Source organism: Mesorhizobium sp. P2_D1 (assembly GCF_056404455.1).
In genome coordinates, this window is sequence record NZ_JBFUDZ010000013.1 from 109,348 (window position 1) to 134,082 (window position 24,735).

General features: G+C 64.2%; 27 protein-coding genes. 5 read left to right on the forward strand and 22 right to left on the reverse strand.

From position 1 onward, the window contains the following. Nucleotides 1-129: 129 nt before the first annotated feature. The 22 genes from AC1D0I_RS12530 to AC1D0I_RS12635 all read right to left on the reverse strand — a co-directional run bounded on the left by AC1D0I_RS12530 (nucleotide 130) and on the right by AC1D0I_RS12635 (nucleotide 20,262). Nucleotides 130-717: a transglycosylase SLT domain-containing protein gene (locus AC1D0I_RS12530; RefSeq protein WP_457150823.1), complete on the reverse strand. Its 588-nt coding sequence runs from the start codon at nucleotides 715-717 to the stop codon at nucleotides 130-132. Beyond that, nucleotides 647-2,071 carry a flagellar hook-length control protein FliK gene (fliK, locus tag AC1D0I_RS12535; protein WP_477395396.1) on the reverse strand — a complete coding sequence of 475 codons (1,425 nt, stop codon included), beginning with the start codon at nucleotides 2,069-2,071 and terminating at the stop codon, nucleotides 647-649. The genes AC1D0I_RS12530 and fliK overlap by 71 nt, the downstream gene beginning before the upstream one ends. Continuing rightward, a complete protein-coding gene (locus tag AC1D0I_RS12540; protein WP_477395398.1) occupies nucleotides 2,068-3,450 on the reverse strand; it encodes a chemotaxis protein MotC in 1,383 nt (460 codons plus the stop codon). Before AC1D0I_RS12540 ends, fliK begins: the two co-directional genes overlap by 4 nt. Then, on the reverse strand, nucleotides 3,447-4,826 hold the full coding sequence (locus AC1D0I_RS12545) for a MotB family protein (RefSeq protein WP_477395400.1): 1,380 nt from the start codon (nucleotides 4,824-4,826) through the stop codon (nucleotides 3,447-3,449). The genes AC1D0I_RS12540 and AC1D0I_RS12545 overlap by 4 nt, the downstream gene beginning before the upstream one ends. Beyond that, entirely contained in the window at nucleotides 4,823-5,449 is a 627-nt protein-coding gene (locus AC1D0I_RS12550; RefSeq protein ID WP_477395402.1) for a hypothetical protein, read from the reverse strand. Before AC1D0I_RS12550 ends, AC1D0I_RS12545 begins: the two co-directional genes overlap by 4 nt. Before the next feature lie 3 nt (nucleotides 5,450-5,452). Continuing rightward, a complete protein-coding gene (gene fliF / locus AC1D0I_RS12555) occupies nucleotides 5,453-7,099 on the reverse strand; it encodes a flagellar basal-body MS-ring/collar protein FliF (RefSeq protein ID WP_477395404.1) in 1,647 nt (548 codons plus the stop codon). A 135-nt stretch (nucleotides 7,100-7,234) separates the two neighbouring features. Next, nucleotides 7,235-8,302, reverse strand: coding sequence for a flagellin N-terminal helical domain-containing protein (locus tag AC1D0I_RS12560; RefSeq protein ID WP_095084516.1), 1,068 nt, complete (start codon nucleotides 8,300-8,302; stop codon nucleotides 7,235-7,237). Nucleotides 8,303-8,581: 279 nt separating this feature from the next. Further along, on the reverse strand, nucleotides 8,582-9,583 hold the full coding sequence (locus AC1D0I_RS12565) for a flagellin N-terminal helical domain-containing protein (protein ID WP_477395406.1): 1,002 nt from the start codon (nucleotides 9,581-9,583) through the stop codon (nucleotides 8,582-8,584). 233 nt (nucleotides 9,584-9,816) lie between these two features. Continuing rightward, entirely contained in the window at nucleotides 9,817-10,548 is a 732-nt protein-coding gene (fliP, locus tag AC1D0I_RS12570; protein WP_477395408.1) for a flagellar type III secretion system pore protein FliP, read from the reverse strand. Next, on the reverse strand, nucleotides 10,545-11,039 hold the full coding sequence (locus tag AC1D0I_RS12575; RefSeq protein WP_477395410.1) for a flagellar basal body-associated FliL family protein: 495 nt from the start codon (nucleotides 11,037-11,039) through the stop codon (nucleotides 10,545-10,547). Before AC1D0I_RS12575 ends, fliP begins: the two co-directional genes overlap by 4 nt. Before the next feature lie 19 nt (nucleotides 11,040-11,058). Then, complete coding sequence (flgH, locus tag AC1D0I_RS12580) at nucleotides 11,059-11,766, reverse strand: flagellar basal body L-ring protein FlgH (protein ID WP_477395412.1); 708 nt, start codon at nucleotides 11,764-11,766, stop codon at nucleotides 11,059-11,061. Continuing rightward, nucleotides 11,763-12,347, reverse strand: a complete 585-nt coding sequence (locus tag AC1D0I_RS12585; RefSeq protein WP_477395413.1) for a MotE family protein — start codon at nucleotides 12,345-12,347, stop codon at nucleotides 11,763-11,765. Before AC1D0I_RS12585 ends, flgH begins: the two co-directional genes overlap by 4 nt. 3 nt (nucleotides 12,348-12,350) lie before the next feature. After that, entirely contained in the window at nucleotides 12,351-13,592 is a 1,242-nt protein-coding gene (locus tag AC1D0I_RS12590; RefSeq protein WP_095084511.1) for a flagellar basal body P-ring protein FlgI, read from the reverse strand. Beyond that, nucleotides 13,589-14,125, reverse strand: coding sequence for a flagellar basal body P-ring formation chaperone FlgA (gene flgA / locus AC1D0I_RS12595; protein ID WP_477395415.1), 537 nt, complete (start codon nucleotides 14,123-14,125; stop codon nucleotides 13,589-13,591). Before flgA ends, AC1D0I_RS12590 begins: the two co-directional genes overlap by 4 nt. Nucleotides 14,126-14,130: 5 nt before the next feature. After that, nucleotides 14,131-14,919, reverse strand: coding sequence for a flagellar basal-body rod protein FlgG (flgG, locus tag AC1D0I_RS12600; protein WP_095084509.1), 789 nt, complete (start codon nucleotides 14,917-14,919; stop codon nucleotides 14,131-14,133). A gap of 11 nt (nucleotides 14,920-14,930) precedes the next feature. Then, nucleotides 14,931-15,257 carry a flagellar hook-basal body complex protein FliE gene (gene fliE / locus AC1D0I_RS12605; RefSeq protein WP_477395417.1) on the reverse strand — a complete coding sequence of 109 codons (327 nt, stop codon included), beginning with the start codon at nucleotides 15,255-15,257 and terminating at the stop codon, nucleotides 14,931-14,933. Further along, nucleotides 15,257-15,673, reverse strand: a complete 417-nt coding sequence (flgC, locus tag AC1D0I_RS12610) for a flagellar basal body rod protein FlgC (RefSeq protein WP_095084507.1) — start codon at nucleotides 15,671-15,673, stop codon at nucleotides 15,257-15,259. The genes fliE and flgC overlap by 1 nt, the downstream gene beginning before the upstream one ends. A 2-nt stretch (nucleotides 15,674-15,675) precedes the next feature. Beyond that, a complete protein-coding gene (gene flgB / locus AC1D0I_RS12615; RefSeq protein ID WP_095084506.1) occupies nucleotides 15,676-16,056 on the reverse strand; it encodes a flagellar basal body rod protein FlgB in 381 nt (126 codons plus the stop codon). 82 nt (nucleotides 16,057-16,138) lie between these two features. After that, complete coding sequence (locus tag AC1D0I_RS12620) at nucleotides 16,139-17,008, reverse strand: hypothetical protein (RefSeq protein ID WP_477395418.1); 870 nt, start codon at nucleotides 17,006-17,008, stop codon at nucleotides 16,139-16,141. After that, a complete protein-coding gene (fliI, locus tag AC1D0I_RS12625; protein WP_477395420.1) occupies nucleotides 16,989-18,407 on the reverse strand; it encodes a flagellar protein export ATPase FliI in 1,419 nt (472 codons plus the stop codon). Before fliI ends, AC1D0I_RS12620 begins: the two co-directional genes overlap by 20 nt. Before the next feature lie 3 nt (nucleotides 18,408-18,410). After that, nucleotides 18,411-19,133 carry a flagellar basal-body rod protein FlgF gene (flgF, locus tag AC1D0I_RS12630; protein WP_477395422.1) on the reverse strand — a complete coding sequence of 241 codons (723 nt, stop codon included), beginning with the start codon at nucleotides 19,131-19,133 and terminating at the stop codon, nucleotides 18,411-18,413. A 7-nt stretch (nucleotides 19,134-19,140) separates the two neighbouring features. Next, entirely contained in the window at nucleotides 19,141-20,262 is a 1,122-nt protein-coding gene (locus tag AC1D0I_RS12635) for a DUF1217 domain-containing protein (RefSeq protein ID WP_477395424.1), read from the reverse strand. Between the two features lie 147 nt (nucleotides 20,263-20,409). Here AC1D0I_RS12635 and motA point away from each other — a divergent pair, with 147 nt between their 5' ends. The 5 genes from motA to flhB all read left to right on the forward strand — a co-directional run. Then, nucleotides 20,410-21,285 carry a flagellar motor stator protein MotA gene (gene motA, locus AC1D0I_RS12640; protein WP_095084502.1) on the forward strand — a complete coding sequence of 292 codons (876 nt, stop codon included), beginning with the start codon at nucleotides 20,410-20,412 and terminating at the stop codon, nucleotides 21,283-21,285. A 32-nt stretch (nucleotides 21,286-21,317) separates the two neighbouring features. Beyond that, complete coding sequence (locus AC1D0I_RS12645; protein WP_477395425.1) at nucleotides 21,318-22,265, forward strand: FliM/FliN family flagellar motor switch protein; 948 nt, start codon at nucleotides 21,318-21,320, stop codon at nucleotides 22,263-22,265. Between the two features lie 17 nt (nucleotides 22,266-22,282). After that, nucleotides 22,283-22,669: a flagellar motor switch protein FliN gene (fliN, locus tag AC1D0I_RS12650; RefSeq protein WP_477395427.1), complete on the forward strand. Its 387-nt coding sequence runs from the start codon at nucleotides 22,283-22,285 to the stop codon at nucleotides 22,667-22,669. Between the two features lie 43 nt (nucleotides 22,670-22,712). Next, entirely contained in the window at nucleotides 22,713-23,723 is a 1,011-nt protein-coding gene (locus AC1D0I_RS12655; protein ID WP_457151605.1) for a flagellar motor switch protein FliG, read from the forward strand. Nucleotides 23,724-23,732: 9 nt separating this feature from the next. After that, nucleotides 23,733-24,735: flagellar type III secretion system protein FlhB (gene flhB, locus AC1D0I_RS12660; protein WP_477395429.1), on the forward strand; the 1,003-nt coding region annotated here is incomplete at its 3' end.

Here is a 24,735-nt window from a genome sequence, read left to right on the forward strand (position 1 = left end):
TCTTGGGAGTCTGGAATCGCGCCGGTTGCATTAGCCTGCAACCAGATATGCTTTCGGCGGCAAGTTCTGGCCAAGTCAAAACGACAATGCAGGACGGCGCGAAGGGCGTATTGGATGCCGAAGCTACGCCTACGGGTTGCAGAAGCCGCGGGCGTTCGCGGTCCATTTTCCAAAGCCGGTGGCGACCATGTTGGCAATGACGCGGCAGACATAGATCTTCTGCGCCGGATCGTTGTCGGGACCGGCATGATAGCGGGCGACGGCCATCGACCAGGTCTCGTGACGGGCATGGAGGCTGGCCAGGAAGCGCGCCGCATAGTCGACGTTCTGACGCGGATCGAGCATGTCCTCGACGCTGCGGAAATGCGACGCGTGGTAGTGATGGTTGATCTGCATGCAGCCCAGATCGATGAGCGTTTTGCCTTCGCGCCGGGCATTGGCGAAGGCGGCAAGGGCCTCGGTACGGCTTCTCGGAAAGACCGCTTTTCCTTCTATATTCAAAGCGTTGGGCTGAAGGCTGCCCTTGTTTCCGGTCTCCGTCAGGCCGACGGCATAGAGGATGCCGGCCGGCACGCCATAGCGGTCGGCGGCACGCAGGATCTCCGGCTCGCAAGGGTTGGTGGCGGCAGCGGCAGCGCCTGCCGCGCTAGATAAACATATCGCCGCCAGCGCGCTCGCGAGAAGGTGAAGTGCCGCGGCTGTAGTCCTGCGCGTCATCATTGCGGTTTCCTGAGGATTGCTGACCCGGGTGCTGACCACCCGCTCCACCATTGCCGCTGCCCGGGTTTCCAGGTTGGAAGGATGATGGATCGCGGCCCGACGCGCTCGGCAAAGGGGCGGTCGCATCGGTGCGGGTTGCAGCAGGAGCCGCTACCGAAGGTTGTAGGATCGTAACCTTGTCAACCTCGAAGCCGAGCCCGCGCAGCGATTTGGCGATGGCCTCGCTGTCGGCGGACAAACGACGATAAGCGTCGTGTGTTGCGGGCTTCAATTCAATCGAAAGTTGTTCTCCCGAGAGGCGAAGGTTGGCCGTCACCATGCCGAGTTCGGCGGGGTGAAGTTCGATCTTCAACACATGTGTCGGAACGGCAACAGGGCTGCCCAGCTGGGTGGCCGCGGATGAGGCTGGAAGGGCCTTTTGCGGGCCGCCATCAGCGGCTATGGCGTTGACCACATTGAGGGCTGCCTGGCTGATGGGACTTTGCGGTGGCGCCGGGAAGCTCTGTTGCGACACGACGTCGATGCGTGTGGCGGACAGGGATTGTTTTCCGGCTTCGGGCCGTAACGAGGACTGGACATCCTCGATGCTTTTCATCGCCGGCGCGGCGTGTTTCGATTGCACGCCGGGCACATCGGCGGTTGTGGCGTCCGGCAGCTTCTGGGCCGCTACGACGGTGTCGCGTTTCGGCGCGCTGGAGGCAACGCCGGCAGCGCTCGGCGGCTGGCCGTCAAGCTCTGTCAAAGGCCCGTCGACGATCGACACCTGCTCCGGCTTCGACTTGGTTTCGACGATTTCGTTTCCGGCCGTGGACTTCGACCGATAGGTTTTTGGGAGCGGAGCCTGCGCGTTGAGCGCCGGGTCCGGTGGGCTCTCGCCGTTAACCGTGTCGCGCCCGCTTGCCTTGGTCGATGTCGAGAAATGGCGCAGGTCATGGAACGCGATCAGCAGCGGCAGATGGTCCTGAAGCGGCACGGCATCCGCGTCAGGCGCCGTCTCTTCGGAGTCGGCATCGTCCTTGTCCGACTTCGCTTCCAAATCGTCCTTGGCTTCCAAATCGTCCTCGCCGCTCTTCACGGCCGGCAACTTGGCCGAGAGGATCTTTCCGGGATCGGCCGGTGTCGGCTCGGCCTTGCCGCCATGCCCGGCAAGGTTGGCGGCGAGCTTGCCCCAGCGCTGCTCGCGCGATCCCGCCTCGGTCGTCGGATGCCGTTCCGGGCGGCCCGGACTGGCCTCGCCATGCAGGATTTTGCCAAAGCCTGCGTTGTCCTTCTTGCCGTTCGCCGCCGGTTGCTCCGGCGTTGCGCGCGCGGTGGCAAATCCTGGCAAGGCTGAGCCGAGGCTGGTGGTCATTTGGGGGCGGCTCCAAGCATCTGGTCGATCAGGTCGAGCTGTCGACGTGTTCTGGTCATGGCGGCATCGGTCGGGTCGGTGGGCTCGGGACTGGCCGCGGGCGATGGCGCTGACGCCTGCACGACGGTCGCCGCATCGGCAGGTGCAACCGCAGCCGCCGGCGTTTCCGGAACACTGGCGGCTGGTCCGCCGGAGGCGGCAGTGACGGCGGGTTGCTCGGTGATGGCGCCTTCGACGGGTGGCAGCCCGCTGGCGTCGGCGCCTTGCGCCGCGACGGTTTCAGGCGCTGGCGGCCGCTCGGTCGCGACAGGAACTGGCTTTTCCTCGGGGAGGGGGGCGGGCGGGGCGACGACTTCGCCGGCAATGGCCTGGGCGGCGTCGAGCAAGGCGCGGTCGCCTTCCGACAACTTGCTGCGGTCGATCTTGCCGAGCTTGGCGCGCACGTCTTCGATGGTGCCCGAGGTGACGGTGGAAAGACTGGCGTAAAGCAGGGCGCGCGGATCGTCTTGGTTGGTGTTGCCGTCGCGACCCTGCTCGGCTCGCGCCGAAGCGAAGGCCGACAGGTCGTTCAGACCGTCGATTGCGGCACGGCGGGCGATGCGCAGATAGATCACCTTCTCGCGCTCGGGATCCATCATCGAGGTGATGTCGGCCAGCTTGTCCTGGCTGATCGACATATGCAGCGCGATGACGCCGGAGACGAAGGAGTCGGCGAACTGGCTGGCATAAGGCGAATAGAGGTAGCGCTCGACATACTGGGTCGACGCGCGTGCGAAGCGTGCCGCGTCACCCTGCGCACCCGCAATGCCGACCGAACGGCGCAGTGCTGCTTCCTCGACCAGCGTGCCGGGGCTGAGCAATCTTGCCTCGTCGAGCAAACCGAGCGCCGCAGCCGGCTGGTCGCCGGCAAGCAGCGAGCCTTTTACCAGGGCAAGGAAAGCGCCTAGGTCGGGAGGCAGCGTCATCGGATCGATCGGCTTCAACGCTTCGATCGCCTCGCCGGGCCGGCCATTGAGATAGTCGATAACCCCTTTGGCCACGGCAAGGCTTTGCGGGTCCGTCGTGGCGCGCGACGTGGCGGCCTCGACAGTCACCGGATTGCCGCCGCTCATGCCGTAGACAAGCAGGGCGCGAAAGTTCTTGGGATCCTTGAAATCCTCGGCATCCGCCGCGCGCAGCCGCGCATCCACCATCTCGAGCAGCTTGGCCTGCATCGGCAGGGCGGCATGATCGCCAGCGGCGATGCGGTCCTGGATGAGCTGCAACGAGCGCACCAGCTGATACGGCTGCAACGCGTCCTGGGCGAAGCCGGCTGACGGATATCCGCCGGCCAGCAGCAACAGGCCAATCAACCGGCAGGTGACGGCCGCCCGCCTCATCCGCCGGCTGCCATCAGGATTTCGATGCGGCGGTTCACAGCCGCCAATGGATTCGCCGGGTCCTTGGGCTGGCGGTCGGCGAAACCGGCGACTTCGGTGATGCGGCGTTCATCGACTCCACCGCGCACAAGCATGTAGTAGGCGGAATGCGCGCGCGCCGTCGACAGCCGCCAATTGTCGTAGCTGTCGCTGCGGAATGGCCGTGCGTCGGTGTGGCCGTTGATGCTGATGGTGCCCTTCTGGCTGTTGACGATGCGGCCGATCTTTTCCATCGCAAGCACCAGTTCGCGGCGCGGCAGCGCCGAGCCGACCTCGAACATGCCGAAGTCGAGCTGGTCGGTGATCGAGATGACGACGCCCTTGTCGGTGGCTTCCACCGAGACGCCGTCATGCAGCTTGTCGCCCGGCTTGAAGGCATCGGCCAACTGCCGCTTGACGTCGGCGGCAGCCTTGACGACGGCGGCGGTCGGCGCCTTCTCTCCGGTGTCGGGCTTGGCTTCCTCTTGCGCCTTGGCCTCGGCCCTGGCTGCGTCCGTGGCTTTGGTGTCGTCTGGTTTGTTCTCGCCCGGCTTCGCGTCGCTTGGCTTCGTGTCTGTTGGTTTGGTGTCGCCGGCCTTCGTCGTTGCCGCGTCGGGGCTCGCGGCTTGCTTGCCGGTCGTGTCCTTTGCCGGCGGTTCGACAGGTGCGGCCGCGACGGGTGGCACGGCCTTGACCTTGGGCACTTGCGTTTCGGCAACCTTGTCACCGGGCTTGGCAGCATCGCCCTCGATTTTGGCTCGCTGGGCACTGGCTTCGGCGCCGGGCGCCGCCACCTGCTGCGACCAGAAATCAGGCTCGAACGGATCGCGATAGGAGGCGCCGCCGGAAGCGCCGGTCGCCGGGCCGGCAGCCTGCGCGCCGCCATCGCCCTTCTGGCTGACATTCTGCATGACGCCGGTATCGGTGGCGATTTCCGAAAGCACCGCGTAGGGGTCCGCGAACAGATGCTCGTCGGAGTGTTCCGCCTGCGGCAGTTCCTGCTTCTCCTGTTTGCGGTCCGCGGAGCCATCGCCGTCCTGGCCGGCCTTGTTGGTCGCCTTCTGTGGGTTGTCGGCCGTCGTCCCCATCGCGCGCGGACCGTCGCCGAGATCCTCCAGACCCTTGCGGCTCGAATTGCGGTCGACCAGCTTGACCGGGTTGAAATAGCTGGCGACGGCTGCCTTGGTCTGCTCGTTGGCGGCATTGATCAGCCACATGACCAGGAAGAAGCACATCATCGCCGTCATGAAGTCGGCGAAGGCGATCTTCCAGACGCCGCCATGGTGGGCATCGTCATGGTCGTCGTGACCTCGACGAACGATGATGATCTCCTGGTGTCCGGCATCAGCGACGCTCATGCCAGGACCTCGGAAAGGGTCGTCGACCATTCGGCCATGCGCGTCTCGAACACCGCCTCGTCGATGGCGACCGTGAGATCGAAGCCTGGCGTCTCGGTGAAGTCGAGATTGGCGGCGCGGGGCCCGAGCGATGCCTTCAGCGTTTCGAACAGCGAGAGTGGGCCGTGCACGGCGATGCGCACGGCTTCGGCATCGCCGACCGCTTCGCGTATCGCGCCGGCAAGCGCCTCGATCGAGCGTTTCTGCAGATCGTCGCTGACGATGCCGCCGATCATGCGGGCGACGGTGGCGGCGACCAGCCCGGTCACGCGCGCCTCCATGGCATCGATGCGCAACGAGACAGCCTTGCCGACATCGTCGCCGAGGCTTTCGAGAAATACCCTTGCTTCCTCGGCATTGGCCTGGCGTTCGGCTTCGAGCGCGGCTTCATGGGCAATCGACAGGCGTGCATCGAGTGCCGCCTCGGCCTGGGCAACCGCTTCCGCGATCAGCGTGCCGATATCGGCTTGCGGCGCCGGCGCGTCGGGCTTGTGTTCGGGATCGGCCGCGGCCCGGGGCTGGCCGGAACTTTGCGTGCGGGTACCGAAATCAGGCAGAAGGTCGAAAAGGGCTACGGAGGGCATGGTTTAAGCCGCGACTTCCTGAGCGGCCCATTTGCGCAGGATCTGCGCGGTGCGCTCCTCGTTGAGGTCGACCATTCGGGCAAGCCGCTCCTGCGGCGCCGGCCTGATCTTCTGGCGAAGATCGTCGAGCGGTGTCGGACCGGGGCGCGCACCGGGCAAGGCGCCGACGCCAGCGCTTTCGGCGTTTGCGCTTGCTTCGGGTGTCGGCAGCGAGCGCTGGACGTCTTCGTAGCTGGGGCCTGCCAGGGCCGGCGTCGCCTTTGCCGTCAGCGCCGCCGCCATCGGCCTCAGGCCGAAGAAGGCGACCAGGAACACCACGACGATGAAGGCGCCCGCGTTGATCAGCGTGCCGGCATGCTGGCCGATGGAATCGAGCATCCCAGCCTGCGGGATCGCCTCGCCGTCCAGCCCGTCGATGAACTCGACCGCAGAGACGTCGATGACGTCGCCGCGCTTGTCGTCGAAGCCCGTGGCCGAGGTCACCATCTTCTGGATTTCGGCGACGCGCTTGGCAATCTGCTCCGGCGTGGCGTCCTTGCCGAGGATGGTCACCAGGCGTTGCTGGTTGACGACGACGGCGATCGACATCTTGGTGACGGTGTATCCGTTGGAGACGGTGGCGATCTTCTTCGAGTTGATCTCGTAGTTGGTGATCTCTTCCTTGCGGTCGTTCTGCGAGGAGGATTGCGGACCGTCGGTGGCGGTTGCCTGGGTCTCGGGCAGGTTCTGCTCGACGCTGGCTGGGGTCGAGGCCTGCTTCTGGTTGTTGTTTTCGTTGGCGCGCACCGACTGCACCGAGCGCTCGACGCGTGAGTTCGGATCGAAAATGGTTTCTTCCGTCTGGCGGGTGTCGGTGTTGACCTCGGCCTTGACGCTGGCGCGGAAGTTGTCGGGGCCGAGATAGGCCGTCAGCGCACGGCGGATGTTGTCGCCGATCTGCGCCTCGACGGTCTGCTCGACACCGAGCGTGCGGGCGGCGCTGGTGTTGGAAGGATCATCGCCCGCGGCCAGCAGATTGCCGCTGGAATCGAGCACCGTCACCTTGTCGGCCGACAGGCCAGGGACAGCGGCGGCGACGAGATGGCGGATCGACATGGCGCTCTTCTCGGCGTCGATGCCGGCGTAGCGGATGACCACCGATGCCGAAGGCTGCTGTTCGTCGCGGCGGAAATTGGCGCGTTCGGACATGACGATGTGGACACGCGCCGCCTTGATGCCTGAGATCGACTGGATGGTGCGGGCGATCTCGCCTTCCAGCGCGCGCACGCGGGTGATCTGCTGCATGAAGGAGGTGAGGCCGAGCGAGCCGACATTGTCGAACAGTTCGTAGCCGGCATTGGCGCTGGTCGGCAGGCCCTTTTCGGCAAGCAGCATGCGCGCCTGCGCGGTTGTGCCGGCCGGCACCAGCACCGAGGTTCCGTCGGCGCCGACATCGAAGCCGATGCCGGCTTCGCCCAGCACGAGGCCGATCTGGTTCACGTCGGCGCGGTCGAGCCCGACATAGAGCGTGTCGTAGGCGGGACGGTTGAGATAGACCGAGGCGATGCCGATGACGCCCATCACCAGAACGGCGATGCCAGCCAGCATGGCAAGGCGCTTGACGCCAAAGCCGCGAAGATTCGAGATGATGCTCTGGATCTGTTCCGGCACGGTTCGACGACTCCCAGCATGACTGTCCGCCGGAACAGTAGTCTTCGAAGCTTGTGCGAAAATGAAATCGGGCCGCGCTTGCGGCGCGGCCCGTTAATCGGAGTGCGAAAAGGACGGTGCCGGTGGCGCCCGCGACTAGTTCTTGAACAGCGACAGGATGCTCTGCGAAGCGCTGTTGGCGATCGACAGCGACTGGATGCCGAGTTGCTGCTGAACCTGCAGCGCCTGGAGCCGGGTCGATTCCTTGTTCATGTCGGCATCGACGAGCTGGCCGACGCCACGGTCGATGGAGTCCATCAGGCTCTGGGTGAAGGTCTTCTGCAGGTCGATGCTGCTCTTGGCCGAACCGAGGATGGTTGCGGAATCGGTCAACTGCGCCATAACCTTGTCGATCCTGGTCACCATCTGGGTGATGATGTCGTCGGTTACGCCGGCCGCGGTGATGTCGAGGTTGTAGGCGGAGATGTTGTCGACCTTGGGGACGACCGCTCCCGCCGCTGCCTGGCCAGCAGTGTTTGCCGCGATGTCCGTTGCTCCGCCAGCGAGCGCGGTCGCATAGGCGTTGTCATACAGGGTCTGGGCGGCCCCCGTGGCATAAATCGAAGTCTGGCGATCGAGGGTGCCGCGATTCTTGACCTCGGTGGCAAGGCCGTAGTCGAAAAGCTTGGTGCCCTCGACATCGATGTCGATCGTTCCGATCGAGACGGCGCCCGACGAGGAGCGATTGAACGAGGACACGATCTGGGAGTCGGCCTGGACGCCGTCATTGGGGGCGGCAGTCTGCTTGGAGGTCACCGCAAGGAAATTCGAGCCGGAGAAGGTCGCCGCATCGGCAAAGGACTTCATCTGCGCCTGAAGCGCATTGATCTCGGTCTGGGTTTTTGCCTTGGCGGCATCCGTCTGGCCGACGGTCGAAAGCAGCTTGGTCTTGATCTGGCCGATCGTGGTCAGCACATTGTTCATGCCGGTGTAGGCGGTGTCGACTTTCGAGGCGCCGAGGCCGAGTGCATCCTGCACCGTCGACAGGGCCGAGTTGTCCGAGCGCATCGTGGTGGCGATCGACCAGTAGGCGGCGTTGTCCGAGGCCTGCGAGACCCGGTAGCCCGTCGAGATGCGAGCCTGCGTCTGTTCGAGTGACTTGTTGGTGGCGCTGAGGCTTTGAAGTGCGGTTAACGCCGCAGCGTTTGTCATGATGCTCGCCAAGAAAGTCGCTCCTTCTCAAAAACCGACATGCTCAGACATGCCGGACAGGCCTGTTCAACGGGTGGCATCGTGCCGGTCGGACCGATTCGCCAACGGTCGTAAGCTAATGGTTAACCATAACTAGCGCGGCATGGTTAACAGCCTGTTAAAAGCTGGCGTTTGAGAGTTAAGGAACGAGCATTGTGCGAGGCTTGCAAAGGCAAGTCGAGCAAACGCAAATCGGGCCGCGCTTTTGGCGCGGCCCGATATTTAGTGCGAACTGTGATCAGGCGTAGGCGATTAGCCGCGGAAGAGCGACAGGATCGACTGCGACGAACCGTTGGCGATCGACAGCGCCTGGACGCCGAGCTGCTGCTGGACCTGCAGGGCCTGCAGACGGGTCGATTCCTTGTTCATGTCGGCATCGACGAGCTGGCCGACACCGCGATCGATGGAGTCCAYCAGGTCGGAGGTGAAGGTCTTCTGCAGGTCGATACTGCTCTTGGCGGCGCCGAGCGTGGTGGCGGCGTTGGTCATGTCGGCGAGCGCGGAGTCGATGACGGTCATCATCTGCTTGATCTGATCGTCGCCCGCGGCTTTGCCCGTTGCGGTGTCGAAGATCTTCAGGCTGGCGGCTGAGTAGGTGTCGGTGGCCGTTGCGGCGGCGCCCAGGGTCACGGCAACGGCCGTGAGGGTGGCCACACCGGTGGAACCCGTGCGCTGCGAGTCCAGGATGCCCTTGTTGAGTGTCGCGGTGGTACCAGCTTCATAGAGCTTGATGTTTTCCACCTTGACGTCGATCGTCGAGATCGAAGACGCACCGGCGGCGTCACGGTTGAAGGCCGAAAGGATCTTCACATCGGCTGCCGTCGTGGCTGTTGCGCCGCTGTCTACGGACAGCATGTTGGTGCCTGAGAAGGTGGCGCCGGTGGCAAAGGACTTCATCTGGTCCTGAAGGGCGGCGATTTCGACCTGGGTCTTTTCCTTCGAGGCGTCCGTCTGGCCGTAGGATGCCAGCAGCTTGGCCTTGATCTGGTTGATGGTGGAGATCGCACTGTTCATGCCGGTGTAGGCGGTGTCGACCTTCGAAGCGCCGAGGCCGAGTGCGTCCGAAACGGTGGACATTGCCTGGTTGTCGGAGCGCATCGTGGTGGCGATCGACCAATAGGCGGCGTTGTCCGAGGCCTGCGAAACGCGGTAACCGGTCGAGATGCGGGCCTGGGTGTCCTGGAGGGATTTGCTGGTGGCGTTAAGGCTCTGCAGAGCCGTCAACGCGGCGGAGTTCGTCATGATGCTGGACATGCTACTCGTACCTTGATTTTACAGGTGTTTTTTTGACATACCGGGTCTCCCGGTATGACGGTGCGGCATCATGCCAATGATCTTCGAAATCGATCACCCGCCATCTGCGAGCGAATATGCGGGCAAGTCCCTACCAAAGGGCTAAACCGGACGGTTAATCGAAAATATATTGCTTGAATTCTGCGCTGGAGACGCGCGATGGCGACCAGCCGCCAGGGATCAGTTGCCAGCGCTCAGTTGAAGGAGCGCACCAGGCTGCCGACAAGCAGATTCCAGCCGTCGATCAGGACGAAGAACAGGATCTTGAACGGCAGCGACACCACCGTCGGCGGCAGCATCATCATGCCCATCGCCATCGTGATGGTGGCGACGATCAGGTCGATGACCAGGAATGGTAGGACGATCAGGAAGCCGATCTCGAAGCCGCGCCGGATTTCCGAGATCATGAAGGCTGGCACCAGGATGCGCAGGTCGACGGTGTCGCGCGAAACGGTCTGGCCGCGCTCACGGGCGAGATCGGCGAAGAGGTCGAAATCCTTGTCGCGCACATTGCGCAGCATGAAGGTGCGGAATGGATCCGAAATCTTGTCGAAGGCTACGATCTGGGTGATCTGGTTGTCCATCAGCGGCTTGACGCCGGTGTTCCAGGCCTGATCGAAGGTCGGCGCCATGACATAGAAGGTCATGAACAGCGACAGTGAAATGAGAATGAGGTTGGCGGGCGTCGACTGCAGGCCGATACCGGCGCGCAGGATCGAGAAGGCGATGACGAAACGGGTGAAGCTCGTCACCATGATCAGCAAGCCCGGCGCCACCGACAGCACCGTCAGCAAGCCGAACATCTGGATGATGTAGCCGACGGTGGTGCCATCGGCCTTGCCGATGCCGCCGAGGTCGAGTTGCTGCGCGGCCGCGACGGAGGTGGCGGCGGCGATCATCGCCGTGGCGAGAAGGAACTTTCTCATTCGAGCAGCAATGTCCTGATAAGAATCTGCTTGGCGTGACCCTGGCTGCGGATCGAGGCGCGTTCCTCGAGATCGGCCTTCAGGTGCTGGTAACCGCTGGCACCCTCGATCTGATGCATCTTCAAGGTGCGCACCAGGGCCAGAAGGTCCTGGTGGATGTCATCCGTCATGGACTGGGGCTGCGGCCCGTCATAGACGACGGACGCTTCCATTCTGATCCAGGTATCGGCAGGCGAGGCGATGTTGGTGGTGATCGGCGCCAGCACGACGAGCGTCGGCCCCACGCCTGGCTCACCGGCCGCGGCGGGCTGTGCGGTCTTGCCTTCGTTCTCGGGCGCGACCGGCACCGACGCCGGTGCCCCGACGCCCTTGAGATAGCCGCCGGACATCCAGCCCATGCCGATGGCGGCCGCGGTCACAACCAGCAGCATGACGGCCTGGATGGCAAAGGAGGGACCCTTGCGCGGCTGGACCTGTTCGACGTTTGCCACGGTGCCGTGTTCCCCAATCCTAGAACGGAAGGACCTGGTCGAGAATCTGCTGGCCGTAGGCAGGTTGCTGGACCTCGGTGATGCGGCCGCGCCCGCCGTAGGAGATGCGCGCTTCGGCGATGCGTTCGTAGGGAATGGTGTTCTCGGCGCCGATATCGGCCGGCCGCACGATACCGGCGAGGGTCAACACCCTGAGCTCGGCGTTGACGCGCACTTCCTGCGATCCCGTGATCATCAAATTGCCGTTCGGCAGGACATCGGTGACGATGGCCGCGACATTGAGTTCAAGCGTTTCCGAGCGCTTGATCTCGCCGTCGGCCGTCGTGTCCGTGGCGGAGGTGAGAGCGCCGGTGCCCTTGCCGGCCGTGCTCCAGTTGTCCCACTGCGCGCTGAGGTCGTAGCCGAGCTTGCGGTTGGCGGTGCGGCTCCTGTCGTTCTGGTTCTTGAAGTTGGCCCTGTCGTTGATCTTGATCTTGACGGTCAGGATGTCGCCCTGCGACAGCGCCCGCGGATCGGTGAACAGCCGGCTCTGGCGGTCATCCCACAAGGAGAATTTCTTGACCGGCGTGGGCGGCGTTTGCGGATAGCGATAGAGGGACGAGGTGTTGCCGCCGTCGATGCCGGAGCCGACCGGGGACAAAGCCGGCTCCTTGCCGACCTCCTTCAGATTGGTTCCGCAACCGGACAGCCCGGCGACCGCGCACACGACGAGCATCTTGCGGATCATGACGGATCTACCCTTCGGGCCGCGCTGGCCATGATGCCGGTGAGCGTCGCCGCCGCCTTCTGGTCCATTTCGTTGAGGATGACGCTCGCCTTGCGTGAATCGAGCTTCATCAGTATGGCCGCCGCCAGGTCGGCGTTGACGATGGCCAGCCGCTCGGCGGCGGCGTCGGGCTTCATGCCGGCATAGATCTGGACGACGCCGTCTTCGGCCCGGGCCAGGAAAACCTCGCGCCGCTTCAACCAGGTCTCGTATTCGGCCCGCTTCTCCTCCAGCGCCTTCATGCGCTGGTCGATGCCGGCCTGCAGCTGCTTCATCTCTTCCGCCTGCAAGGCATAGCGGCGGTCGCGGGCAGCGTCGGCGATGTTGGAGCAGAAGCGCTCGATCTCACTTTGATCCGGCGCCTTTTCCCGTGTCAATTGCTGCGGTGGCTCGGCCGCCGGCGCGCCCGGCAGGACCTGGCGAACCGTTTCTTCGCCGCGCGCCGTGCCGGCGGCAAAGGACATGGCGACAACACTGGCCGCGAACAGGATTGCGGCGGCGCGGCGTCTTTCTTGGCGTGAGAGGGAGCGCGTCATCGGCATCGCCTATTGCAGAACCAGGTCGGCCTGCAGGGCGCCGGCCGACTTGATGCCCTGCAGAATGGCAATGATTCCGTCCGGCTTGACGCCGAGACGGTTGAGGCCGGAAACGAGCGTTTCGAGATCGGGTCCGTCAAGCACGGCGACGCGGGCATCGGGCCGGCTGGCGTCGATCGCGGTGAACGGCTCGACGGCCGTCTCGCCCCTGGAAAAAGGCTCGGGCTGGACGATGCGCGGCGCTTCGGTGATGCGCACGGTGAGCGTGCCGTGGCTGATGGCAACCCGCGAGATCTTGACGTCGTTGCCGATGACGATGGTGCCGGTGCGCTCGTCGATGACGACGCGGGCAGGGGTGTCGGATTCGACCACCAGGTTTTCGATCTCGGCATAGAAGCGGGCCGCCGAAACACCCTTCGGCCTCCTGATCTGCACGGTGCGGGAATCGCGCTCGGCCGCAACCCGCGCGCCGAAGCGCTGGCTGGTGTAGTCGTTGATGGCGTCGGCGATGCGAATGGCGGTCGAGAAATCGGGGTTGCGCAATTGCAGGGTCAGCGTCGCCTGATCGTCGAACTCGGCCTGGACCGCGCGCTCGACGATGGCGCCGTTCGGCACACGGCCGGAAGTCGGCACGCCTTGCGTCAGCTGCTCCGCCTGTCCCTTGGCGGTGAAGCCGGAAACGATGACCGAGCCCTGGCCGACGGCATAGATCTCGCCGTCAGCCGCCTTCAAAGGCGTCATGATCAGCGTGCCGCCGGCGAGCGAGGTGGCATCGCCCATCGAGGAGACGTCGATGTCGATGCGGGCGCCGGACTGCACGTAGGGCGGCATGTTGGCGGTGACGATGACGGCGGCGACATTCTTGGCGCGTGCGCTGCCGCCTTCGGTGGCGATGCCGAGATTTTCGAGCATGGCGCGGATCGATTGTTCGGTGAACGGAGAGTTGCGCAGGCTGTCGCCCGACCCGGCGAGCCCGATGACCAGGCCGTAGCCGACCAGTTGGTTGTCGCGCGAACTCTGCAGCTGGGCGATGTCCTTGATGCGCGAGGCGACCTGGCCCGGCGGCAGCGAACTCGGCCCCGACGAAACCCGGAACATGCGGCTGGTGGTGGCCGGATTGTATTCGGGATCGTCGTAGACGCCGCCATTCTTGGCGGCGAGCTCGCGTTTGGCCTTGGGCGTCAGGCCGTCGGCCAGCGCCGGCTGCAGGCCGAGCACGGCTGCCAGGATCAGAGCAAGTCCGCGCATCATGAAGCGCTGACCTGGATGGTCCCATCCGCCATCACCGTGCCGGACAGGATCTTGCCGCTGTCGACGTTGCGGACCTTGACAAGGTCGCCGGCGGAACCCGGCTGCAACGTCACCGCGGTGGCCGAGATCGTCAGTCCGCCGGCGATGAAGAAGACCTGCACGGACGCACCCTGTTCGACCAGCCAGGCCTCACGGACGGCGGCGGAGGGAATGTAGCGGCCGGGCAGAAGCGTGCGCTTGGCGACCTTGCCGTCGAGTTCCTCGGCCCGGGTGGCGACCGCGTCCGGCTTGTGCTTGCCGGCGATCAGGGTCACGCGCTTGAGCGCGCCAAGCTCGATGGTCTCGCCGGGATAGATAACCCGGTTGGGAATCAATACGACCTCGCCGGCAGGTTGGTTGCTGGCGATCTGAGTGGCCGATTGATCTGCCGATTGATCTGCCGATTCCTGGGCGAAAGCCGGCATGCAGCCGGCCACCAGCGCAACGACAAGCGCGGTGCGGCGGAATGCGGAGCAGGAGATCGGCATGGCCATCATCCCTACCTGATGTTCTTGGAAACGACCGAGGCCATGTCGTCGGCGGCCTGGATGACCTTGGAGTTCATTTCATAGGCGCGCTGCGCCGAGATCAGCTCGGTGATTTCCTTGACCGGGTCGACGTTGGAGGCCTCGAGATAGCCCTGCTGGATGGTGGCAAAGCCGGGATCGCCCGGCACGCCGACATTCGCCGGCCCGGAAGCCGTGGTTTCCTGGAATAGGTTGTCGCCGAGCGGGGCGAGCCCCGCCTCGTTGGCGAAATTGGCGATCTGGATCTGGCCGAGGTTCTGCAGGTCAGCCTGGCCATCTATGCGGGCGAAGACCTGGCCGGTCTTGTTGACGATAACCTCGACGGCGTCGGTGGGAACGGTGATTGCCGGAATGACACTGGCGCCGTCCACCGTCACCAGCTGTCCGGTGGCGTTGGTGTTGAGGGCGCCGGCGCGGCTGTAGAGCGTGCCGCCGTCGGCGCCTTCGATCTGGAACCAGCCCCTGCCGGTCAGCGCCAGGTCGAAACTGTTGCCGGTGCTGGTCAGTTCGCCCTGGGTGTGGACGTTGCGCACGGCCGTCGTCTTGACGCCGAGGCCGATCGAGACGCCCTCCGGCACCAGCGAGGTATTGGAGCGGTTGGGCACGCCCTGCGTGCGGTCGACCTGGTACAGCAGGTCGGAGAATTCGGCGCGTGCGCGTTTGTAGCCGGTGGTGTTGATGTTGGCGATGTTGTTGGCGATGACTTCCAGGTTTGTCTGCTGGGCATTCATGCCGGTGGCGGCGATGGCGAGTGCTTTCATGGCGGAATTCCTCAGATGCCCATTCGGCTGACTTCGAGATAGGCGGAAACCACCTTGTCGCGGATGGCGACGGCGGTCTGAAGCGCCTGCTGCGCGCTCATCACGGCGTCGACCACCTGACGGGTGTCGGCGTCGCCCTTGAGCGCCTGCACCGATACCTGCTCGGCATTCTGCATCGTGCTGACGGTCTTGGAGGCCGCCTGGCTCAGCGCCTCGGCGAAGGACGTGCCGATATTGCCGCCGGCCGAGGGGGTCGAGCCGCCCTGGAGCAGGCTTGTCACAGCGTCGTCGCCACCCACCGCGGACTTGAACTGAAGGGCTCCGATACCGCTGATCATTACTGGTTCCTCATCAGGTCGATGGTCATGGAAATCAAGTCGCGCGCCTGCTTGACGACCTGGAGATTGGCTTCGTAGGAACGGTTGGCCTCGGTCATGTCGGCCATTTCGATCAGCACGTTGACGTTGGGCATCTTGACATAACCCTTGTCGTCGGCGGCCTCGTTGCCGGGTTGGAACTCGACGGGAAAGTCGCTTGGATCGCGATCGATCGAGTTGACTTCGACCGTCGAGCTGCCAGAGGTCCGGTCGAGCTCGGAGACGAAGCTGATGGTCTTGCGGCGATAGGGATCGGACCCTGGCGTTGTGCCGGTCGACTGGGCGTTGGCCAGGTTTTCCGAAACCACACGCAAGCGCTCCGATTGGGCGCCGAGGCCGGATGCTGCGACTTTGAGGGCTGAGATCAGCGCGTCCATGGTCAGCTCTTCACCGCCATCATCATCATCGAATGGAACGCCTTGACGATCGCCGTGTTGAGCTCGAAGGAGCGGCGCACTTCGCCGGCCTTCATCAGCTGATCTTCCAGCACGACCGAGTTCTTGGACGGCATCACAACGCCGTCATCTTCCTGCGGCTTGACGGTGAAGCCGGCATTGGTCGCGGCGTTGCCGAGATGGCCGGCCTGCGTGGCCTGCAGCGACACCGCGGTGCGGTCGAGCACTTTTTCGAACGGCTCGACATCGTTTGCCGTGTAGCCCGGCGTGTTGGCGTTGGCGATGTTGCCGGCAATAGCGGACTGGCGCACGGCAAGCCATTGCGCTTGCTTGGCGGCGAGATCGAAAAGGGAAACGGGCTCCATGGGAATCTCCGGGCGGGTTCCCGAAGACTAGGCCGCCAGTCTTGCGCGGACCTTGCGGATGGCCGGACGCCGAGACGGGGCGTTACCTGGAGAGTTCGATCACCTGGTCGGTGCTGGTGACCATGACCCATTTGCCGTTGCGCTGCTCGATGGAAGACACCTGGCTGGAGTCGGGCAATATCGAGCCCCGCTGGACGATCCACAGACCGGCATCGTCCTCGATCATGGCGCGACCGTTGGCGACATGAACCATGCGGAATTTCTCGGCGTCGGCCGGGAAGGGTTGCTCGTCGGGCGCGGGCGCGGGATTGGCGTCATCCTGCACCGTTCCCGTGGCAAACAGATCGAGATTGGCCGCCGGAACGTCCTTCACCGTCAGCGGCGCGCTGCGTTCGGCGACCACGCCGCCGCCCGCCCGTCCCGAATTGGTGCCGGTGCCGCCGAACTTGATTGCCTGGACGCCAAACTGTTCCTGGTTGAAGAAGATGTACCAGGGAAACAGGGCGCAGATCAGCCCTAGTGTGAGGCCGAGCGCGGCAACGACGAAATCGCTGCGGCGGTCGGACTGTTTTTTCAGCCTGGGAAACTGTGCCTTTGGCGGCTGTGGCCATTCGGTGCGGGGGAACAGGCCGTCGATCAGCGACTCGCGGCTGGCTTGGGTCATCTCGCCAGCCTCTGCCTGGGGATCCCTGGGCAGGGCGAGCTCAGCAGCCTTGGACCGAACAGGCTCGGCTTTGGCAGCCCTCGGCGGGATTGGCTTGGCAGCCCTGGGCAGGATTGGCTTGGCGGCCCGGGCTAGAACAGCCTCGGCTTTCGCTGCTATGGCGCGGGCAGCCTTTGCCTTGGCAAATCTGGCTTCGTCAGCCCTGGCTTGTTCCGCAGCGTTGGCCTCCGCGATCATTTCGCGCAGGATACGCTCGGTGTACTGGCGTTCAGTCTCCTGCATCGGCATTCAGCTTACCCTTGAGGTGACGGGCGAGATCGGAGAACGGTTCGGCGGACGGACGGTCCTTGGGCGATTGCGTCAGGGCCTCGTAGATCAGCGGCACCTGGCGCACGGCAATGTCGAGCTCGGCGTCGACGCCGCCCTGATAGGCGCCCAGCAAACGGATGTCGCGCGTGTCCTCGAAGCGGGCGATCATCGACTTCAGCCTCGTCACCAGCACGCGCTGTTCGGCGCTCCAGGCCTTGCCGGCAAGACGCGATATGGACGACAGCGGATTGACCGGCGGATAGCGGCCCTGTTCGGCGATCGCACGGTCGAGCACGACATGGCCGTCAAGGATGCCGCGCACGGAGTCGGCGACCGGGTCGTTGTGGTCGTCGCCGTCGACCAGCACGGAAATGATGGCGGTGATCGATCCCTTGCCTTCAACCCCGGGGCCTTCGGCGCCCGGTCCGGCGCGCTCGAGCAGCTTGGGCAGTTCGGTGAACACCGAGGCCGGATAGCCGCGGGCGACCGGCGGCTCGCCGGTTCCCGTCGCCACCTCGCGCAAGGCGTGGGCGAAGCGGGTGATCGAATCCAGCACCAGAAGCACGCGGTGGCCCTGGTCGCGAAAATGCTCGGCGACGCGCATGGCGGTGTCCGGTGCACGCCGGCGCATCATGGCGCTCTCGTCGCTGGTGGCGACGACGGCGACGGTCTTGGCCATGCTGTCGCCGATCGTATCCTCGAGGAATTCACGAACTTCGCGACCGCGTTCGCCGATCAGCGCCACGACGACGGTGTCGAAGGCGTCGGCGCCGGCAAGCATGGCAAGCAGCGTCGACTTGCCGACGCCGGAGCCGGCGAAGATGCCGAGGCGCTGGCCGAAGCAAAGCGGCGTGAAGATGTCGATGACCTTGACGCCGGTCATGAAGGCGGTGCCGACACGCTGCCGCGCCATGGCGCCGGGCGTGGTCCGTGTACCGCTCGGCAGGTCGTCACCCCTGACCAGTGACGGGCCGGCATCGATCGCCCTGGTGAGCGCGTCGATGGTGCGGCCGCGCCATGAGGCGTGCGGCGCCACCGCGAGCGGACCGCGACGGAACACGGCATCCCCGATGCCGGCATCGGCGCTGCGTTCGAAGGGTGCCACGACGACCTCGTCACGGCTGATCTTGACGATCTCGCCACGGCGTGCGCCGGCATGGCCGCGCTGTTCGACAATGTCGCCCAGCCTGGCGAAGTCGGAAAGGCCGCGCACCTTGTAGTGCGTGGACGTCACTTCGACGACGCGGCCGCCGCGCTTGAGCAGCGCTTCGGTGCCGGCGAAACGTCGCCATACCCGTTCCAGCGCGGCAAGCCGGTCTTCGGGAGCCGGCTGGAGCTGTCTTTCGGGTGCGCGCAGGGATGGCTGGTCGAGCGACATGGACTATTTCGAGCCGAGCGTCTTGATCGCCTCGTCGGTGGAGGAGTCGGTCTGCCGCATCAGGGCCGCGGTGTTTTCGAACGCGCGCTGCACCTGGATCAGCCGGGTGATCTCCAGCACCGGATTGACGTTGGATTCTTCGAGAAAACCCTGGGCGATGCCGGTATCGGAGCGATCGGTGACCGGCTCCGGCGTGCGCGCCGGAATGATGCCTGAATTGCCGTAGCGGACGAAATTCTCGCCCGGATCGAAATTGTAGAGGCCGATGGAGCCGACAAGCTGATCGTTCTGGCGCAGCGAACCGTCGGCCCCGGCTTTGGGCGGACCGTTGCGGGGGTCGAGCTGGATCGGCGCACCGCCGGCGTCGAGCACCGGGTGGCCCTCGATCGACATGAGCTCGCCATTCTCGTTCATCGAAAAGCGCCCGTCGCGGGTCATGACGGTGCCGACCGGCGTATCGATGGCGAACCAGGCATCGCCCTGGACGGCGAAATCGAACGGATTTCCGGTCTCGGTCAAGGCGCCGTGCGCGCCGGAAAGATAGGTCTTGCCTGAAGACGCGAAGGATACCGACTTCGGCCCGGTGCCGGAGACGACATCCTCGAATTTCACGCCGGTGGCGCGAAAGCCGATCGTCGAGGCATTGGCGACGTTGTCGGCGATCGTGTCGAGGCGACGCTCGAGCGCGATCTGCGAGGAAAGGGCGACGTACAGGCTGTCCCGCATGATGGTCTCAGAACCTCAATTTCTGCATGGCCATCATCAGGTCGGTGGAGATGCCGACCGTGATCGGCTGGGCAAACAGCACGCTGGCCGAGCTGACCGCCGATGAGGTCGGGTTGTTTATCTCGTACATGCTGGTGAAGCGGGTCAGGAACTTGCCGAGCTTCTCGGGATCGGTGAAATTCGAGATGTCGAGTTTCTGCTCGAAGAGCTGCGCCTGCTTGTCGATGTTGGCGGTGGCGAAGGAATCGGGCAGCCCGAGCGCGGTGCGCACGACGCTGGCAAGGGCGGTGTCAGCCAGCACGTCGTACCAGCTGGTGATGGTCGGCGCCTTGCGGTCGAAGTAAAGCGCCAGCCGCACGCCCTGGTTGGTGTTGCCGGCATCCTCTTCGAGCGTCTGGCGCATGTACTTGTCGACGGTCGGCTGCTGCGCCGAAACGATGGTGGTGGCGTTCTCGCCATTGGCTTCGAAATTGAAAGCCGAGGCGAGTGCTGCGTAGGTCTTGTCCGTCATCTTGTTGGCGACGCTGTCGGGGTCGCGGACGCCGCCCTGCAGAACCCGCTTGATGAGATCCTTGTTCTGCGTCGCCGCGTCGAGGCCGAATGACGCGAGGGCGTAGGTGTAGAGCCGGTTGTTCGACATCAGGTCGTCGATCGACTTCACCTTGGTGATGTTGGCGAGATAATATGTCGTCTCGCCCTTCACATAGTCTGAGTTCGGATCGAGGCCGGCGATTGCCGCCTGCGTGGCGTAATTCTTGGTCACCATCTGCTGCGTCTTGTTGTAGATGGTCGCATCGGCGCCGTTGGCGGCGAAGTTGAAGGCGCTGACAAACTCGGCGTAGCGCTTGTCGGTCAACTTGTTGGCAAAGCTGTTGGGATCGGAGACGCCTTCCTTCAACGCCTTGACCATGAAGGCCTTGGCGTAGTCCATGTTCTCGAGCCCGTAGGCCTTCATGGCATATTTGAACAATCGGTCATTTTTGACGAAATCGTCGATCGATTTCACCTTGGTGATGTTGGCGAGATAATATTTGGTATCGCGGTCAACGACGGGCTGCTGCTCGATCCTGTCGAGCGATTTCGAGATGTCCTTGGTAATGAGCTGGTAGCTGGTAAAGGTATTAAGCAAAGACGTGCCTCCGGCCGAAGCTATGCCGGCACAATATCCCCACTTCCTTGCGCGAAACTGAATCCAATCCAGCGGCTTCGATTCAAGCCTCACACAAGGCACGGGGGCTATCCCTTGCTTCCGAAGTGAAATGCGGAAGGACCTGTTGTGGGCATTCTGATTGGACTGGTGGTGACGCTCGGCTGCGTCCTTGGCGGCTTCATGGCCATGGGCGGCCATCTTCATGTGCTGGTCCAGCCGTGGGAAGCCGTGGTCATCTGCGGCGCCGCGTTCGGCACGTTTCTGGTCGCCAATCCGATGAAGACGGTCAAGGATACCGGCAAGGCCATCCTCGAGGCGTTCAAGCAGGCGGTGCCAAAGGAACAGAACTACCTCGAAACGCTCGGCGTGCTGCACAGCTTGATGCGCGAGCTGCGCTCGAAATCGCGCAGCGAGGTCGAGGCGCATATCGACAATCCGGAGGAATCGGCGATCTTCCAGGCCTTTCCGACCGTGCTCAAGAACCACGATTTGATGAATTTCATCTGCGATTACTGCCGCATCATCATCATCGGCAATGCCCGCTCGCACGAGATCGAGGCGCTGATGGACGAGGAAATCCAGACCATCAAGTCCGACAAGATGAAGGCTTATCACGCGATGGTGGCGGTCGGCGACGGCCTGCCCGCGCTCGGCATCGTCGCCGCCGTGCTTGGCGTGGTCAAGGCGATGGGCGCGCTCGACCAGTCGCCGGAAATCCTCGGCGGCCTGATTGGCGCGGCCCTTGTCGGCACCTTCCTCGGCATCTTCCTGTCCTATGCGGTGGTCGGGCCGGTCGCCACCAAGATCAAGACCGTGCGCGAGAAGAACAACCGCCTCTACATCATCGTCAAGCAGACACTGCTGGCCTACATGAACGGCGCACTGCCGCAGGTGGCGATCGAGTTTGGCCGCAAGACCATCTCGTCCTATGAGCGGCCGACGATCGACGCCGTCGAGCAGAGCACGATGAACACCGGCACTGCCGAGAAGAAGGCTGCCTGAGCGATGCGCCAGAGATCGGTCCCAGCATTGTCATGACAAGCCCGGGAAGCCCCTCGGAARCCCGCTCGCTGATCATCGAGCGCCTGGTTGGCGACAGCGGCGAGGCCGCCCAGGTCATCGGCACCGGCCGGGGCATGGCCGAGCGCGCCGCGCCGCTGCTGCAGAAGAGCCTGACCAGTGAGCTTGGCGTTCCGGTCACCGTCGATCTCCGGGCCGTCGAGATCAGCCGCGTCGCGGAGGCGCGCTCGCATGCCGGCGATACGTTTGCCATGACCATCGTCGCATCAGCCACGTCGTCCGATGCCATGACCGTGGTGATCGATGCGCCGGCGATCGCGATCACGGTCTGTACGTTGTTCGGCGGCGACCCGGAGATGCCGGCATCGCCTATCGAGCGCGATCTGTCGCAGATCGAGATCGATGTCTCGACCATGGTGTTCCAGCAGGTCGCACAGGCCCTGAACGGATCTGGACGGCGCTCGCTCGATCTGCGCCTGCCCGTGTCGCGGGCGACGTCGGGCACCGAAGCCAAACGGCACGTGCTGCGCGACGGCGCTGCAGTCCGCATCGTCTTTGGCATCTCGACGCCGGCCGATAGCGGCACCGTCACGGTGACGATGCCGCAGCGTATCGTGCTGGCCAGCCGCGACAGCGCCGCCGGTGTCAGCCAGGACGATCACAGCGCCAGCTGGCGCGCGCGCTTTTCGGAAGAAGTGATGCGATCCACGGTGGCACTAGAGGCCACCATGCCGCTTGCACGACTGACACTCGGCGACCTTGCCGATTTCGAAATCGGCCAGGTCATCGAATTCGAGGAAACGGCACGGTCGCAGGCGCGTCTCAGCGCGCGCGGCAAGACCCTGTTCGTATGCGAGTTCGGCAAACTGGGTCAGAATTACACCGTCCGAATCAGGCATCCTTACGATGCCGGGCAGGATTTTATCGACGGGCTGATGCCGGCTGCCGCCGGACGCGCCTGAGCATTTGGAGACGATTCATGGCCCAGACCAAGGCGGAAGCCRACCTCGACCAGCCCGACGAGCAGCTCGACCGCGCCATCGAAGAATTGCGCGGGGTCCTGCATGAAGAGGAGCAGCGCCCGGATGCGGCGTTCCGGGCCGCTTCCGGTGCCAATTCGAGCGTCATCATGAACATCCCCGTCGATGTCCAGATCATCCTCGGCAGCACGGAGATGCCGGTCTCCGACCTGATGGCGCTGCAGAAGGGGTCGACGGTGGGGCTCAACCGGCGCATCGGCGAACCTGTCGACGTCGTGGTCAACGGCCGCAAGATCGCACGCGGCGAGATCACCGTGCTGGAAAGCGATCCGTCGCGCTTCGGCATCAGGCTGACCGAAATCATCGCCGGCACGAAGGGCGCCTAGACATGGATTGCGGTGCTTGCCGGTGGCAGCGGAGGCGAGAGGCATGACGACGCCGGTGACCTTGACCCGCGCGCAAAAGGCGGCCGCCATACTGGTGGCGATGGGCAAACCGTCGGCCAGCCGTCTCTTGAAATTCTTCAAGCAGGAAGAATTGAAGGCGCTGATCGAGGGCGCCCGGCTGCTGCGGACCATCCCGCAAAGCGATCTCGAGCGGATCGTCGCCGAGTTCGAAGCCGAGTTCACCGAAGGGGCGGGGTTGCTCGATTCGGCCGACAGGATGGACACCATCCTCAATGAATCGCTCTCGCCCGAAGAGATGAGCGCGATCATGGGCGACAAGAAATTCGAAGTCGCGCCGGAAGCTCCGCTGCCGATCTGGCCCGAGCTCGAAAAGCTCGAACCGGCGCGGCTTGGCGCCTTTCTGGCCGGCGAACATCCGCAGACCGCGGCCATGGTGCTGTCGAAGCTGGCGCCGCAAGCGGCGGCGAGCGTGCTCCTGACGCTGACCAAGCCCACGCGCGGCGAAATCATCAAGCGCATGGTGACGATGGCCAATGTTCCGGACGCCGCCACCAGGATCGTCGAAAACCGGCTGCGCAGCAGCGTGCTGACGGAAACCTCGACCAAGGACACTTCGGCCGGGCAGGCGCGCGTCGCCAGCGTTCTCAACGAACTGGACAAGCCGCTGCTCGAGGAGGTCATGCAGGACCTGGAGGCCGCCGGCACGCCCGATCTCGACGGCGTCCGCGCTCGCCTGTTCGCCTTCGACGATTTGCCGCTGCTGACCCAGAAAGCGCGGGTGCTGCTGTTCGACGGGCTGTCGACCGAACTGGTCACGCTGGCCTTGCGCGGCACTTCGGCCGCGCTTGCCGAGGCGGCGCTGTCGGCGATCGGTGCGCGGTCGCGGCGCATGATCGAAGCCGAGCTCGGACAAGGGTCGGAGGGCGTCGCCCTTGCCGACATCATGGCAGCGCGCAAGTCGATCGTGTCGACGACGATCCGGCTGTCGCGCGAAGGCGCCTTCGAACTTCCCTCGACCCAGAACGCCGCCTAAGAACGCGACATGGCTGACACGGTCGACAAGGATTCTAAAACCGAAGAGGCGACGGAAAAGAAGATCCGCGACACCATCGAACAGGGCAAGCTGCCCCATTCGCGGGAAACGGCGCTGCTGGCATCCTTCGTCGCCATACTGGTGTTCACTGTCTTCTACGCCAAGGACGCCATCATCGATCTCGGCATGTTTCTGTCGATGTTCCTGGAGAAGCCGGAAGCCTGGCCGATGGACACCGAGACCGACGTCATCGCGCTCTACAAGATCGTCCTCCTGGAGGTGGGCCGCGCCGTCGTCAGCCTGCTGGTGCTGTTGAGCGTTGCCGGTGTCGGCGCCTCGGTGTTCCAGAACATGCCGCAATTCGTCGGCGAGCGGATCCGGCCGCAACTCTCGCGCATCTCGATTGCCAAGGGCTGGAACAGGCTGTTCGGCATTCAGGGTTGGGTCGAGTTCCTGAAGTCTCTCGGCAAGGTTGGTTTCGCCATTGTCGTGCTGAGCTTCACGCTGTCGGAAGACCACCGCAAACTGCTCGCCGGCATGATTACCAATCCAGTTGCGTTCGGCCTCGTCATCCGTGGCATCGCCGTCGACATCCTGGTGGCGATCGTCTTCGTCATGGGGCTGATCGCGGCGGTCGACATCGTCTGGTCGCGCTTCCACTGGAAGCAGGACCTGCGCATGAGCAAGCAGGAGGTCAAGGACGAGTTCAAGCAGTCCGAGGGTGACCCGATCGTCAAGTCGCGGCTGCGCTCGCTGGCGCGCGACCGGGCGCGCAAACGGATGATGACGGCGGTGCCGCGCGCGACGCTGATCATCGCCAACCCAACCCACTTCTCGATTGCGCTGAAATATGTGCGTGACGAGGATTCGGCGCCGATCGTGCTGGCCAAGGGGCAGGATCTGGTGGCGCTGAAAATCCGCGAGATCGCGCGGGAACACAACATCCCGATCTTCGAGGACGTGGCGCTCGCCCGCTCCATGTACAAGCAAGTTTCGGTCGATAATGTGATCC